This is a genomic window from Bacteroides sp. PHL 2737 (assembly GCF_004115325.2).
GTDB lineage: Bacteria > Bacteroidota > Bacteroidia > Bacteroidales > Bacteroidaceae > Bacteroides > Bacteroides hominis.
This window is the reverse complement of record NZ_CP040630.1, coordinates 3,274,113-3,288,927: the sequence shown is the minus strand read 5'-3', so window position 1 is coordinate 3,288,927 and position 14,815 is coordinate 3,274,113. Positions and strand designations below refer to the sequence as shown.

Genomic DNA, 14,815 nt, shown 5'->3' with positions numbered 1-14,815 from the left:
ACAAAGGTAATGATTTTTCTCCGTTCTTGCAAATTCAAGCATGCTCTTTATCAGCATATTAGCTTACTTTCGCTTCTGCTAAAAGTTGTATCCGTCCCACCGGAAACAGGGTGTTTTTTCTTTCATGGGGGGGATTTTTTTGGGTGTCCCGTCGCTCTCCCTTGCAGCCTTCCCACCCTTTTGCGATGTCATGTCTTTTCAGGGGAGGAAGTTCACCGGCAGTCATGCCCCTGCCTGATGTTCCGGGCCTCTCGGAAGCGTCCCGGGCTAAGGGCCGGAGGTCCCTTAGTAAATTCCTGATAAGGAAGAGCAAGAGGAGTTCCCGCACACGGGAACACAAATCAACGCAAAGCGCTGATAATAAAACAATTATGTGTGTGCAGCTTATACTTCGGTGTAGACAAACGTATACAAAAAAGACTTATTTTGTTGATTATTAAACAAATAGAGTCTCTACATTCGGTAAATTTTCTGTAAACGGCTTTTTATTTTACTAATTTTCAAAACATTAGAAAACGTTATCCCCGGAGTGACAGTGTAACGCTTGACTCCAAAAGTCCTTTCATATACCTTTGTCCCAGAATAATAGCCAGTAACAAAAATGAATACAAACAAGGAAAATTCAACAAAAATGATCCGAATCTCTCCAAGTGTTAAAAAGCGTATGGAGATTTTTCAGGGAGGTGATTCTGCCAATTCCTGTATCGACAGGATGATTACTTTTTTTGAAATCACAGGGTTCAATCCCCGCTATGCGTCCAGAAACCCCACAGCATTAGTCGAAAAGAGGATTGAGGATGTTGTCAGGATTATCAAATCCCAGGAACGGGATATATTCAAGCCCATACTTGAGAAACTCTCCGGCATAAATGCTGCCCCGCAGGAGTCACCTGACTATGCCCGGTTGATGAATGAGCTCCGGGATCTGAAAGATGAAAACCGGAAATTGAAGGAACGGATGCAGACGGAAGATCTTCAGGCGGAGGGTGCCGCCATATACAAGGACAAACTCAGGCGGTTGGCCGAACTGGTAAAATACCAGCTCGATCCCGGTAAGTTCCCTATGATAAAACTCAGTGATGATGTCAGGGTTCCCATTAACACTTTGCAACTGCTTATCAAGAAAATCAACGAGGAATATGTACTGTAAACCGCACCGTCCCGTAAACACTCCGCAGGTATCGGACAATAAGGGAAAGTGTACCCAACTGGTGGATTATCTCAGCAAGGAGTCCCGGGACGAACGTCCTTACTACGACAATTTTTTCTCACATCAAAAAGATTATGTGACTCCCTATGCTGTCAAGAATCATATAGACAACAACCACAGGACCCTGAAAAGCAACGATGACAAATTCTATATGCTTTCCATCAATCCCAGTGGTGACGAACAGAGACATCTGATAGAAAGGGTGACCGGGCGGAAGGTCGGGGAGTTTTCGGAACTGACTCCCGGGGAGCAGGAGAGTGTACTGGCACAGATGAAGGGATTCACCCGCGAATGTATGGATGAATATGCCCGTAACTTCTACCGTGAGAAAATAAAATCAGGGGATGACCTGGTCTGGTACGGACGCGTGGAAACGGAACGCCACTATAAGAATGATGATCCGGAGGTTAAGGCCGGCAGGGCAAAGGCGGGAGATAAGAAGCCCGGGCTCCAGCTTCATGTGCATGTGATCGTTTCCCGCATGGATAGGACGCAGACCGTATCACTCTCCCCGCTGTCAAAAAGCAGGGGAAACCGGCAGGTACTTGAAGGCAGGGAAGTTGTGGTAGGTTTTGACCGTTCTCAATGGTCCTCCCGGTGCGCTTCACGCTTCAATCAGTCATATGACTATTTCCCTAATTACTATTCCAGGGATGAAAGCTTGAGGAAGTACTCCGAGAATTGGCAGGCCAAAAACGAACTGAAGAACGAGGCGGTATCAAAGCTCAAACAGGAAGTTCTCAAAGGGGAGCTGAAGGAAGAAAGACGTCTGTATGCCAACACCTTCCGGATTTACCGGTTTGTGGTAAATCCCAGGAAGGCAATTATTCAGGAACTTAAAAGGCTGGGGACGGATCTTCTTTCCGGAAGGGATCTGTAGCCCCGGCCTGTCCTTACTATTCACATGGGAAAAGGGAGCGTACCTCCTCAAGGATCCTGGCAAAATTCCCGGATATTTCTCCCGGTTCCAGGACCCGGACGTCGGGCAGCGGTTTTTCATCCTTTTCTTTAAACTCCCCGAGCATCACCTTGAAATATCTGACATTGGCACGGGTGGCGGATCCGATGAACTCTCCCGGCTCGAGATCCGCAAAATCCCTTCCCTGGTAGATATCCTCTTTCTGGGAAGAGATGGTAACGCTCCGGTTCGAACTGCTGCCGCTTTTTCCCGTGCTCCGGGATTTTCTTTCCTTTTCCTCCTTACCGAACATCTGCGGATAATATTTCAGGGCTTCCACATCCTTGGTACGCCCGAAGAACTGGATTCCGAAATTGGCTTCCACGGAGGCCCGGTCGAGTTTACCATACAGGGCTTCCAGTTTTGCGCCGGACTGTGTAAGCAGCACAAAGCCGACCTTGTATTCGCGCAGGACCGAAGGCAGCGTCTCAAAGTTCTTGATATTGACCGTTGTCATTTCATCCAGGAAATAGACGAAAGGCACTTTGTTCTGCATGGTGAACTGGCGGGTGGATATGCTCATAAGCATGCCTATCACCGGGGCATAGACCGAATTCTTGGAAAAATTGTTGCTGATGGCAAAGAGTTTCGGATCTTCCGGATCGATCAGGTTGAAGTCAAAATCATCCCCTGAAAGGATATAGGCTATCTCTTCATTCTGTGAAATGGTCGACAGGTTGTTACACAGGGTGGAAAGGTAGGATGCCTGGGTCTTTTCGGAACCTTCGGCCTTGAGATACGCGCCGGCCATCATTTCCGCAACGAGGTTCTGCTGCAGGAATATGGACAGCTGCCTGGTAGAGGCGGTCATGATAAAGGCCATGATATGGGGCAGCGTGCAATACTCGGGAAATTCATCCCAAAAGCGGAAGGCTACCCCGCGCAGGATACCCAGCCCCCCGGCCACCCATTCATTCTGCTTTTCCCCCTTGGGAAGCAGTGCGAGCAGGACATCTTCCATGAGCTGCATCAGCTCGGTACGGTCCTTTACCACCTTGAGCGGGTTGAACCGGTATGAACGTTCCGGCTTGTCGAAACTCACGTAGTAAAACTTGTGCGGGTAGCCGTACTTCTTTGTCAGGTTATAGGCCGTCTGCGTGTAGTCCACGTCCTTAAAATCGTAGATGAACCCTGCGAAGCCCAGCCTGATATATTCCTCCAGCAGCCATTTGCCGATACTCTTTGTCTTTCCCGAACCGGCCCCTCCATAGACCAGGAAATTGGAATAATAGTAATAGAATTCCAGATGGCGGTATGGAACCCCGGAAATGACGGGCAACCTGATCGGGGACTTGTTCTCTTTCCGTCCTGAAGGCTTGAGATGTTCCCATGCGGTGGAGAAAGCGAATATGGCCACCGAACCGCAGGCCGGCCATAATGCGTATGCGGGAAAGAACAGGTATGCCATGAAGGTCTCGCCCGCTATGCATATAAGAAAGACAGGCAGGTTGACATACCATTTCCGGTTCAGGGTGCAAACTCCCGTCACCAGGCAGGCCAGTGCCAGAATAATAAGCTTGATATAAGGAATAAGATTCTCCATAACAATTTACTTTAATGATTTACTTCAATAATCTGATTACTTTAATTTGATTGATATACGATTTACTCTTTAAGTATTTACATGTGTCATACTACATTTCCGTCTGGAAAGCCCTGTTCCTGCCCCTGGTTATTTCCAGGCACCTGAGAGTATATCCGGATGGGGCTTTGAACAGCATGAACGGCTTTTCACAACCCGGCAGGCGTGTAGGCTGCCCCCGGAGCAAAGAGATCCACCTGGCGGGAGAGAGTTTCCCGGGATCTACTCCGGATCCGCGGAGAATATCCAGCATCGGCTTCGTGTCATAGGGTATGCCCCCCACATACAGGCTGATTTTGTCTGAGGAAATGGTAAACTCCCTGTTTCCCCAGGAAAAGGAACGCAGGGTCGTATGTCTGCCCTCCTGCAGGGGCCCGTCGAAAGAATCATTCTTATCCATATTCATAATCCAAATCTTATATTTCCATTTCTGCCGTTTTGATACTCCGGAGAGCCGGAGCGGTTATCTTCAGTCCATATCCGGCCGGTTCCTTTACGGCCATAAGCATCCTGCCGTCGGGAAGCGCTATTCCTTTACCGCTGAAAAGAGATTTCCATTCCTCCGGACTGAGGGAGGCCGGCTTCAGCCCGGCCCTCTTCATCTCCTTCAGGAACGGTGTGACATCCCGGACTCCGTCTTTACTTCTGAGAGATCCGGCGGCATATCCGGGGGTAAGCTCAAGTTCTCCTTTCGGGGTCTGTATCTTTTCCGGTATGCGGGTGGCCGCCGTTCTCTTCAGGTTTTCCCGGCTGGCCGCGAGCAGACCCTTCAGCTCCCTGTCATCAACCTTGATGCTGAAACCTAACTTCCGCAGAAGGTTCCTGAAGGCAAGGCGGATCTTGTCCCATACACGGGCATCCGCCCCGCTTTCGGCCATACATGCCAGGTATTCTTCCGTTGCGGTACGTATATCCATTTTTCCCGTACCGGCCAGCCGGATAATCTCCCCGCGCACCTTTTCCCCGCATCCGGCGAAGATGTCATCCAGGAACGCGTCCATATGCTTCCGCCCGGCCAGTCTGCGCAGGCCGTAATGCCCCACTCCTTCGTGCAGCAGGGTACGCTCGATATCCTCCTTGCCGCGCGCTTTGGGCAGGTACAGGCAGATACGGTCCGAAGGGATGTCATACCAGCCCCTTATATCCTTCCCGCCCGCAATAAGGGCACGTACTTTGGGAGAATCCACCTCGCCGATGGAATGGATGATGTTCACGGGGATGTGCTGTTTGCGGGCCAGGAAAACGGCATGGCGGGAGAGTTCCGCCATCCGTTCATCCCCGGAAAGGAAAACCTGCCCGCTTGCTGTACAGGCAGGAGTGAAGGCTCCCGTCCCACCCGCAAGCCGGAACCGTACACCTTTAATTTCCGACGCCAGTTTCACAGCCTCGTTTCTCGAGGATTCATCCTTGGGTTTATAAACAAACACTTGCAGCCCGCTTTCACGGACCGCTTTGGAAACGTCTTCACTTACATTCTCCGGCACGACCGCTGCTACAAATTCATTCAAATAGACCGGACGCTCGAATTTGGTTTCAAAATACATGGCGGGATATTCATTTTGTATGGCATCAACCATCTCTTTAAGTTGCCGTACATCCTCCCCGGTAAGTTCCACCCCGTACTCACGTTTGGCAAAACTCCCGGGATCAGGTTTCAGCGCGATATCCCCCACACGGTAAAGGCCGGTATCATCAAAGGTGCCGCCGCCCGGGTTAAGCTTGATTCCCAGATTAAAATAGACCTCCTGCCATTTGTCCCTGAATGCCTCCAGATCACTATGGTCAGTGGTCAGTCTTCCTTTCTGCCGGCGAATACCGTCCAGTGTGCCGACCGGCTTCATAAGAGCGGCCGCGAATTCAGAGAAGGAGCCTCCCCAGCCGGTTGCGGCGGCCAGGCCCTGCCGTTTCATTAACCCGGAGACATTCTCCAGGGTATGGGGAAGATAGATCCTGATACCATCCGGAGTATAACCTTTGAAAAGTACCTCCTTGATACCGTATTTGTCCGCAAGGCTTTCCTTCCACTCCGCATACTGCCTGCTCAGCGCTTCCGATCCGTCGATCTTATCCAAGGCATCCTGCAGGGTATGGTAGGTATCAACACTGCCGGCCTGGCGGATATCTGCCTTCACCCTGTCATAGAAGTCTTGTACGGAACTGTATTCATAGCCCCTTTCTTCTATATCATTCAGCTTCTGGACCGCTTTTCTGTAAGCCAAACCTTTTTGTTTTTGTTCCGGGAACGCTTGTATTTTATCCTGTAATACCCGTTTCCTTGTTTCGATATAATCTTTGAATTTTGTTTGATCACCACCGAAATTCTCTTCTATATAAACCTCCAACAGGGCCGTGTTGCGTTCATCATAGTCATCGAGCGCGTCGATGGCGGATATCCGGTTCCGCAGATGTTCCCCAAAGAGCGGCTCCACCTTCCTGAATTCGGGTGCCTCGCCCCTTTCATATAAAAACTGATAAGCGAACGCACTCCCCTCGTCGCGCCCGTCCATGTAGCTGTTCCAGGCACTGCGTACATTCGGTTGCATCTCTTGCGGCAGCCTGGAAATGGCATCCCGGACACGCCCGCTACCGTCACCGGAAAACTGCCTTTCTATTTGCGGATAGACGGGGGTCCACGCGTCCCCGCTGAATGTTCCGGCATTCCTTCCGGTACGTTTGTCAATCATGGAAGAAGGGAGTATCAGGGAAATCTCCCCGTATCCTTCATGTGACTGCCTGGCTATATCAATCACGGCGGCACTGGGATTGGCAAGCCCTCCAAGCTTCAAGGCTTTAAGCAGCTTCTCCTCAGTGATATTATGAAGGCCCACCAAAGACTTGCCGCCGTCATCCTGGATGATCTCCCTGAACCGGATGTCATCCTGACTCTCAAGGAAGCTGCCCGTATTCCGGCTGGCGGATTTTATCTGGTTGGCGGCAAACGAGATATAATCCACCGTGCGGTCATTTCCGGAACCCATGTCGGCACTGTCCGCCACATCTGAAATCACCACTCCGTCATACCCTTCCATTTCCGCCAAATTGCCCAAATCGGATGCCGCCACTTTCTCGCCACCGTATTCTATGGAGGAGAAATTTGCCCCTTGGGCATCCACTTCCAAAGGGTTGCGCAAGTTCAGGTACACATCATAGATGTTGCCGCCATATTCTGAGGCGTTCTTCCTGTCCGGGCTGAAAAAATGCCCACTGTTTATAAGACCGTCTGTCCACCGCTTGAATTCGTAAAAGTTTTCTCGGCTTCCATGATACACCACCAGAGGCTCTCCATTGGCATCTCTGACCTTGGATGCTTCATCCGGACAGTTCTCCCAATCCCCGAACCACTCCCTGAATGCCCGGGTACGTACCTGTGCCCACTGCTTTTCATTCAGGTTGGTTGCCTGTCTGTTCGGAGCTTTCATGTAACTGCCTTCCGCCTTACTGCGGGCTATGATTGCCTGCTCCTCGGTTGTAAAAAGATATTCGGATATTTGTTCCATTCCATGAAAGAATAAGTATGATACATGATTTAACTGGTTTATTATAAAAAGAGAAATACTTGTTTACTTAAGCAGGACTCAAGTAAACAAGTAAATTCAAGAAACATGTTTTTATGTTACATGTCGGCACTGGCCTGCCGGGTCAGGCTGTTGACCGTATTCACAGCTTTTACCGCATACCCGACCGGAGTCTTGGTAAGCATGAAGGAGGCTCCCTTTGCGGCCGGCTTGGACGCTCCGGATATAAGGGAGGGTTGTATGGCCTTTCCATTCATCAGGGAGTGCCACTCTTCGGCTTTCATGGCTTCCACCTTGACTCCCTTCCCGCGAAGATCCTTGAGGATGCTCTCCACGTTGCACCCTTTCTTTTCGGGGACGGCGGATGAATTGAATTCCTCAAAGGCCTTGATAAGTCTTTGCTCCCTGTCCTTACCCTGTGGGAGTTCCCGGATTTCCCGGAGCTCCTTATCCAGTTTGGTTATTGCCGTCTTAACCTGCCTGGCGGAAGGTTTTCGCGTGGATTGCGTACTCTGTTCGGTCTTTTTTCTGGGTGTGCGCCGTGTTGCGGAAGATTCCGGCGCTTCGGATGACGGCTCCGCTTCCCGGTCCGCCGGCTTCTCCTGCTTCTCCAGCTTCAGCCCGTACATCTCTTCGGCCTGTTTCCTGACTGCCTCTGAAGGAGAGCTGATAAGCGCAGCCGCCTCCCTGTCGGCATGCAGGACGGAGAACTGGACTTTCTCCGTAGGATTTTCAATATACCGTATATTCAATGGATTGCTTCTGACGGCAGCCAGTTGTACCACCTCCGAGGGTTCGGACACATACCTGATGGTTTCTCCTTTGGCTTGGACTGCCGCCAACTGTACGGTATCTGCCGGGGACTTGATGTGCCGCAGGGTATCCGCGTTGCCTTGAATAGCCATATGCTGTACTTTCACCGTAGGTGATTCAATGTGGCGGATGTATTCAGGGTTCTTCTGGACCGCCGCCAGTTGTACCTTCTCGGCCGGTTCTTTGATGGAGGCGATATGTGCCGGATCTTTCAGGACAGCCATTAACTGTACCTTTACCGCAGGCTTGCTTATCAGGGAGATACATTCAGCCCTCCTTTCAACGGCTGTCAATTGTGCTTTTTCCGTTGGATTGGAAATAAAGCCGATGTAGGCCGGCCTGCTCCTGATAACGGAGAGCTGCACCCTCTCACCGGGCGAAGCGATGAAATGAATATTGTGTGGTGCATTCCTGACTGCGGCGAGCTGTACTTTTTCCACCGGCTTGTCTATAAAGCAGATGACACTTTTATCCCTCCGGATGGCGGCCATCTGGACCCGTATGGAAGGATTCTCGATCATACTGATGGCACGCGGATTGCGGAGGACGGCCCGCATATCCCGGCTGAACAATGCGGCCAGGCGTTCTAAAATGGTAGGCATGGCGATTAGTTTTTAATGGGTTTGACTTCATCCAGGAATTTCTCAATGGCGGCTCCGCTTGATCTTCCATCGGCTTTATCCTTCTTCATCTGCAGTATCAACTCCCTTGCCGCATTCAGGACACCCGGCACGGGAAGAAGTTCCGCTTTGAGCATCCGTTCCACGGCCATGAAGCAGGCGGCAGGTGCGGGAGTATCTACAAGCAGGATGCTTTCCGGGCAGGCGATAACCGCCGCAAGCTGCACCTTTTCTCCCGCAAGCGGCAAGCTGGCGATCAGCTCAGGTTTCTTCTGTACGGCAGCCATCTGCTGCTTCAGGGAAGGATTCTCAATTTTCAGGATCATGTCTGGATCGTCCAGGATCCTCTCGGTCAGGATCCGGTCCGAGGACCGGTTGTTTTCATTCAACATAACATGGTTTGTTTGGGGTTATACATTTATGATTTCGGGGACAAGATACGGCAGTTCGTTGCAATTATATTGCGACATACGTTTTTTCTCAGGAAAGAAGCATTTTTATCGTTAGAACAGTTTTCTGTAATTGGCTGATAATAAAAAATGCCTGAGCCTATCCGGCCGGACACAAAAAAACGGCAAGGTACTGAACCTACTGCCTAATGTTATTTTTTATGGTATCTTTTTATTATTCTACAATTCGCGATCGTTTTCCCAAACTGTTGTGGATCCTAGATTGAATCATATTCTATATAAAAATGTAATATATATATTGTTATAAGAAAAAAATTTGTGATCGCCCCCAATGATTGGAATCGCAACAGCTTCAATTGTCAGCTGCTTGATATCACCGAATAATAAACAATAGGGAAAAGGCATATACATGTAAACGTTTTTAGGGGGTAATACTACTTTCCTCTAGTTAAGAATGAATACTGAAAGAAATATGCAGTCAGATTGTTACTTTTGCAAAAAAAAACTATTTTTGCGAATTGTTTATCTTAAAAATACATAGAATGTCGACACATGGTAGCCTTTCGGAAGTGGAACGATTCAATCTTTTGTATAAAAGTTCGTTTAATAAGGTTTGCAACTTTGCATGCTTTTATGTGCGCAATAAGCAAGCTTCTGAAGACATCACTATGGACGCCTTCCTGCAACTGCTCGAAACCATGAAGGTGGAATCGGTTGATAACCCCATGGCTCTCCTTATCACCATCGTGAAACATAAATCGTTGGATTATCTCAAAACACAAGTACGACGGGAAGATACCAAAGATGATCTTATACAATGGAAACAGCGCGAACTAGCTATCCGAATCTCAAACTTGGAAGGCTGTAATCCCAGCTATATTTTCTCACAGGAAATCAAATCTATCGTAATGAAAACCCTCAACCAATTACCGGAACAAACCAAAAAGGTATTCATTATGAACCGCTTTGAAAATAAATCGGGAAAGGAAATTGCCCAAACTCTGGGCATCTCGGTCAAAGGGGTAGATTATCACATGAACAAGGCCCTTAAAGAACTTCGTGCTGCCCTCAAAGACTACCTCCCTATCTTAACTTGGCTCTGTTTTATGAACCCAATCAATAAGGGGTGAATTTCTTAATAGAAGTTAATTTCCTGAATCAACACTAGGGAATCCCTTCCTTCAGTCGCCATTATTACAAACGATAAAGAATTATGGACGACGAATTATTAATAGCTTATTTTAAAGGAGAGGTTTCGGATGAAGAAACTCAACGAATTACTGAATGGATAGAAGCGGAGATAGAACACCAGCGTTACTACCAACAGCTTTGCCGTCTGTTTGAAATGAGTTACTGGATTGAGGACATGTCCGAACAAACAGAAGTTGCCCTCCCCAAAAAAGCTAAAATCCTCCCGTGGAAACATTATGCCATATCTTTCATGAAGGTAGCGGCTATCTTCGTGCTGGGCTTTGCCCTGCACTTCTTCTTGAACCGGCAGACAACAACAACCCACCACGAACTACAACACCAAATCCATGTACCAACTGGACAGCATGTAGAAATAATGCTGGCCGACGGATCCAAGGTATGGCTGAACTCCGGCAGTACCCTGACCTTCCCCTCGAAATTTAACGGAAAAAAACGCCTGGTAGAACTTGACGGTGAAGGATTCTTCGAAGTAAAATCCGACAAGGAGCATCCCTTTATCGTTTCTACTTCTAAATATCAAGTAAAAGCGGTAGGTACTTCCTTTAATGTATACGACTATCAGGATTCTCCTCAATTTGAAGCGGCCCTATTGAACGGTAAAGTGGAAGTCACTACTAATGCAAAAAAATCATCGGCCGTAATTCTTACCCCCAACCAGCGTGCAGCGCTATGCCAAGGAGTATTGAAGGTCAAACCGATTGAAAATACTAACAATTATCTGTGGCGCAAAGGGATACTCTATTTTAACGAACCTCTGTTGGAAGTGTTCGACAAACTGCAAGAATACTATGATGTTGAATTCCAAATCAGAAATACTTCTTTAACCAGAAAATCACCCTACTGCACCGGTAAGTTCCGTGCCAAAGATGGACTGGAACACATCATACGAGTGCTGAAAGAAACCAATCATTTTGACTATCAAATTGATTACGAAAATAAAAAAATTATCATCTTATAAATTGTGTAACTTATAAATTATAAAATGCCTATGTAAAACACCCTATTGTAGCGTAACGTAAGGCGGTTCCGAAAATAATACCGCCCGTGGCTTGAAGCCATCTGATCTTAAACAAAATACTAATGATTAAATTAAAGTAAATTATGGATTTTAATTCCTACAAAAAAGTTATTTCAAACTGTAACCATATCGTTAAAGTTGGTATGGTTTCGGCTTATGCTCTTTTTTTAGGCGTAAATACTGCCCTGGCGAGTGTAACCGAGTACATGGATCAAAAAGTATCCCTTAAGACACAGAATTATACCATTGAATCTGTGATTCAACAAGTTGAGAAACAAACGGATTATTTGTTTGTATATGACAAGAACGATGTGGACGTAAAACGCACCGTATATGTAAATGGAAGCAATACCGATGTAATAGAGCTGCTGAAAGGCATCTTTGACAACACCGATATTGATTGCAAGGTGCTAGGTAACAATATAACTCTCTCTAAAATTACTAACGTAGCGACTAGAATTGCTCAACAAGACAAGAAAACAGCCAAAGGTAACGTTATCGATTCTACTGGTGAACCGGTAATCGGTGCTTCAGTAGTAGAGCAAGGTACTACCAACGGCACTGTGACCGACATCAACGGTAACTTTACACTGAATTTGAGTACCCCAAATGCCAAAATTGAAATTTCTTTCATCGGCTACAAAACTCAGGTACTGACTGCACAATTTGGCAAACAGATGGCTGTAAAGCTGGTGGACGATACCGAATTACTGGACGAAGTTGTTGTAGTAGGTTACGGTTCGCAGAAGAAAGTTAACATGACCGGCGCTGTTGCTACGATTGACTCTAAATCATTGGCTTCTAGACCAATATCCAATATATCTCAGGGATTGCAAGGTTTAGCACCGGGTGTAACTGTAACCAATGCCGGCGGTCAGCCAGGTCAGGATACCGGTAAAATTCTAATCCGTGGTTTGGGTTCATTCAATGCTTCTTCTCCGATGGTTTTGATTGACGGTGTAGAAGGCGATATGAACGTGGTTGACCCGAGCGATATCGAAAGCATCTCTGTATTGAAGGATGCTTCTTCAGCTGCCATCTACGGTTCTAAAGCTGCTAACGGTGTAATCTTGATTACTACCAAGCGCGGACAGAGTGGTAAACCCAAATTGACTTACAGTGCTTTGTTCGGATGGTCAAAACCTGCCGATTTGATGGACCGTACCAACTCTGCTGAATTGGCTGAATTGACCAATGAAGCTGAATACTGGGATGCCATCTCTCAAGGCGCTTCTTCTGAACAAGCTGAAAAGAGAAAACCCTACACTCAAGAAGACATCCGTAAATATGCCGAGGGTTCTGACCCATACGGTCATCCCAACACTGACTGGTACGACTTGTTCTATACCGGCTCTGGTTTCATGAACCGCCATAACATAGGTATGGACGGTGGTTCTGAATGGGCGAAGTATAGAGCTTCCCTGGGTTATGTAAAACAAGAAGGTATCGTTGAAAACGCTTCTAACAGACAGTTCAATGTTCGTACCAACTTAGATCTGAAGCTGACTGAACGCTTGAAATCAAGAATCAATCTGGACTTCGCTAATACATTGATGAAAGAGCCTACTGACCCGATTTCTTGGTCAGACGGTGCTGCTTATCAAGTATTCAGACAAGTAAACCGTATCTCTCCGATGGTTCCTTACAAAAATGAAGATGGTACTTATGGTGCCATTGCCGATGGTAACCCCATTGCATTCCAAGACTTGGGTTCTACCGGTGATACAGACAAAGATTACTTGAATGCTTTCGCTGAATTTTCATACGATATCTGGGACGGTTTGAAAATTACCGCCAACGGTTCTTATAACGTAGTGAACAAGAGTTACAAGCTGTACAGAAAAGACTTGCAATATAATGCAAACAAATACGACGGTCCAATCCGCCTGACTAAGAGCCACACTAAGGAAATCCGCAGACAAGGTGATATCTTGTTGAACTACGACAAGACCTTCGCCCAGAAGCACACCGTAAACACTTTGGCTGGTTTCCACACAGAACTCTATTCTTATGAATATGATGATGCTTACAGACAAAACTTCCCGTCATCAGACGTAACTGATATGAATGGTGGTTCAGTAGTAGGTATGAGAAACTCTGGTTATACTCGTGAACTAGCAATGAATTCTGTATTCGGCCGCTTGAAATACAACTACATGGACAAATATCTGTTCGAAGCTAACGCGAGAGGTGACGGTTCTTCCCGTTTTGCAGAAGGCAACCGTTGGGGATGGTTCCCCTCATTCTCAGGTGCTTGGCGCGTAACTAACGAAGATTTTATACAAGGTACTGCTTTCAACGAAGTAGTAACCGACATGAAAGTAAGAGGTTCTTGGGGAATGCTCGGTAACCAACAGATTGGTAACGACTACTATCCGTACATCAATACATATGCTACCAACGCGAAATATCCATTCGACAACAAGGTAAGCGGTGGTGCAGTACAAACTGAAAATAAAATCCAGGATATCTCTTGGGAAAAGACTACTACTTGGGGTGCAGCTGTAGACATGACTTTATTCAACGAACTGCAGGTCACTTTGGAATACTACAACAGAAAGACAACTGGTATCTTGATGCAGGTAAATGTACCGAATACTTATGGGTATCCTGGTTACTGGGACAATGTGGGAGCTATGAGAAACCAAGGACTTGAGGTTTCTTTGGCTTGGCATAAAACACTGGGTGGAGTTCAGCTGAACTTTGGCGGTAACTTTACTTACAACAAGAACGAAATTTTATCACTGGGTAATGTAGACGTTCAGAAAGATGCCCGTACTATTCGCATGGTAGGTAAGGAATTTAATGCCTTCTATGGTTACAAATCAGACGGTATCTTCCAAAGCAAGGAAGAAATAGCAAATGCTCCGAAATACACAATGATAAGCAACGACCGTTTAATTCCTGGTGATATCAAATTGGTAGACATAAACGGAGATGGTGAAATCAACCCTGATGATAAGGTAATCTTGAGCTCAGAAAACCCGAAATATACTTTCGCATTCAATCTGGGTGCCAGATGGAAAATGTTTGATATCAACTTGTTCTTCCAAGGTGCCGCTGGCGTATCACGCTACTTCACTGATGAATTCTACGGTGAATTTAACGGTGACTCTGGTCATCCTTCAAATCACTGGTTAGGCCGCTGGACCCCGGAAAACCCAACCAACAAATGGCCTAGAGCTTCTAAATTCAGAACATATAACTTGCCGGAAACTACCTGTTCAGACTTCTGGTTGGTAAATACCAACTACTTGCGTCTGAAAGATATCCAAGTTGGTTTCAATGTTCCTAAAGAATGGCTGCAAGCTGTACGCTTGGGATCTGCTAGAATTTACTATAGCGGTACTAACCTGCTTACATTCAGCAAGACTCCTCAAGGTATCGACCCTGAAGCTCCGGCAGGATGGGGTGCATACTATCCGCACGTGAAGACTCACTCTATTGGTATTAATATTACATTATAATTTAGCAACT

At 47.0% G+C, this 14,815-nt stretch carries 10 protein-coding genes; 5 read left to right on the top strand and 5 right to left on the bottom strand.

The genetic code is table 11. The features are described 5' to 3' along the window. Positions 1–601: 601 nt before the first annotated feature. The gene (locus DBK98_RS13395) at positions 602–1,150 is read left to right on the top strand and encodes a BfmA/BtgA family mobilization protein (RefSeq protein WP_032536370.1); all 549 of its coding nucleotides are present in this window, start codon (positions 602–604) and stop codon (positions 1,148–1,150) included. Continuing rightward, entirely contained in the window at positions 1,140–2,090 is a 951-nt protein-coding gene (bfmB, locus tag DBK98_RS13390; protein WP_032536372.1) for a pathogenicity island mobilization protein BfmB, read from the top strand. The genes DBK98_RS13395 and bfmB overlap by 11 nt, the downstream gene beginning before the upstream one ends. 16 nt (positions 2,091–2,106) lie before the next feature. On the opposite strand, the gene bfmC is transcribed toward bfmB, so the two are convergent. The 5 genes from bfmC to DBK98_RS13365 all read right to left on the bottom strand — a co-directional run bounded on the left by bfmC (position 2,107) and on the right by DBK98_RS13365 (position 9,090). After that, positions 2,107–3,711: a pathogenicity island mobilization protein BfmC gene (bfmC, locus tag DBK98_RS13385; protein WP_032536373.1), complete on the bottom strand. Its 1,605-nt coding sequence runs from the start codon at positions 3,709–3,711 to the stop codon at positions 2,107–2,109. A gap of 91 nt (positions 3,712–3,802) precedes the next feature. Next, the gene (locus DBK98_RS13380; RefSeq protein ID WP_009292204.1) at positions 3,803–4,156 is read right to left on the bottom strand and encodes a hypothetical protein; all 354 of its coding nucleotides are present in this window, start codon (positions 4,154–4,156) and stop codon (positions 3,803–3,805) included. 10 nt (positions 4,157–4,166) lie between these two features. After that, complete coding sequence (locus DBK98_RS13375; protein ID WP_032536375.1) at positions 4,167–7,247, bottom strand: hypothetical protein; 3,081 nt, start codon at positions 7,245–7,247, stop codon at positions 4,167–4,169. A gap of 116 nt (positions 7,248–7,363) precedes the next feature. Beyond that, positions 7,364–8,680, bottom strand: coding sequence for a hypothetical protein (locus DBK98_RS13370; protein ID WP_010992529.1), 1,317 nt, complete (start codon positions 8,678–8,680; stop codon positions 7,364–7,366). Positions 8,681–8,685: 5 nt separating this feature from the next. Continuing rightward, positions 8,686–9,090 (bottom strand): hypothetical protein, encoded by a 405-nt coding sequence (locus DBK98_RS13365; RefSeq protein WP_010992528.1) that lies wholly within the window; start codon positions 9,088–9,090, stop codon positions 8,686–8,688. A gap of 560 nt (positions 9,091–9,650) precedes the next feature. On the opposite strand from DBK98_RS13365, the gene DBK98_RS13360 reads away from it, so the two are divergent. The 3 genes from DBK98_RS13360 (at position 9,651) to DBK98_RS13350 (ending at position 14,805) form a co-directional block, all read left to right on the top strand. Next, positions 9,651–10,238 carry an RNA polymerase sigma-70 factor gene (locus DBK98_RS13360; protein WP_010992527.1) on the top strand — a complete coding sequence of 196 codons (588 nt, stop codon included), beginning with the start codon at positions 9,651–9,653 and terminating at the stop codon, positions 10,236–10,238. Between the two features lie 83 nt (positions 10,239–10,321). Further along, entirely contained in the window at positions 10,322–11,278 is a 957-nt protein-coding gene (locus DBK98_RS13355; RefSeq protein WP_010992526.1) for a FecR domain-containing protein, read from the top strand. 143 nt (positions 11,279–11,421) lie between these two features. Further along, positions 11,422–14,805 (top strand): TonB-dependent receptor, encoded by a 3,384-nt coding sequence (locus DBK98_RS13350; RefSeq protein ID WP_032536376.1) that lies wholly within the window; start codon positions 11,422–11,424, stop codon positions 14,803–14,805. Positions 14,806–14,815: the final 10 nt, after the last annotated feature.

Coding starts and splice junctions, on each gene's coding strand:
- DBK98_RS13370 (WP_010992529.1), bottom strand. CDS start 8,680: ATGCCTACCATTTTAGAACGCCTGGCCGCATTGTTCAGCCGGGATATG.
- DBK98_RS13360 (WP_010992527.1), top strand. CDS start 9,651: ATGTCGACACATGGTAGCCTTTCGGAAGTGGAACGATTCAATCTTTTG.
- DBK98_RS13380 (WP_009292204.1), bottom strand. CDS start 4,156: ATGAATATGGATAAGAATGATTCTTTCGACGGGCCCCTGCAGGAGGGC.
- DBK98_RS13365 (WP_010992528.1), bottom strand. CDS start 9,090: ATGTTGAATGAAAACAACCGGTCCTCGGACCGGATCCTGACCGAGAGG.
- bfmC (WP_032536373.1), bottom strand. CDS start 3,711: ATGGAGAATCTTATTCCTTATATCAAGCTTATTATTCTGGCACTGGCC.
- DBK98_RS13355 (WP_010992526.1), top strand. CDS start 10,322: ATGGACGACGAATTATTAATAGCTTATTTTAAAGGAGAGGTTTCGGAT.
- DBK98_RS13375 (WP_032536375.1), bottom strand. CDS start 7,247: ATGGAACAAATATCCGAATATCTTTTTACAACCGAGGAGCAGGCAATC.
- bfmB (WP_032536372.1), top strand. CDS start 1,140: ATGTACTGTAAACCGCACCGTCCCGTAAACACTCCGCAGGTATCGGAC.
- DBK98_RS13350 (WP_032536376.1), top strand. CDS start 11,422: ATGGATTTTAATTCCTACAAAAAAGTTATTTCAAACTGTAACCATATC.
- DBK98_RS13395 (WP_032536370.1), top strand. CDS start 602: ATGAATACAAACAAGGAAAATTCAACAAAAATGATCCGAATCTCTCCA.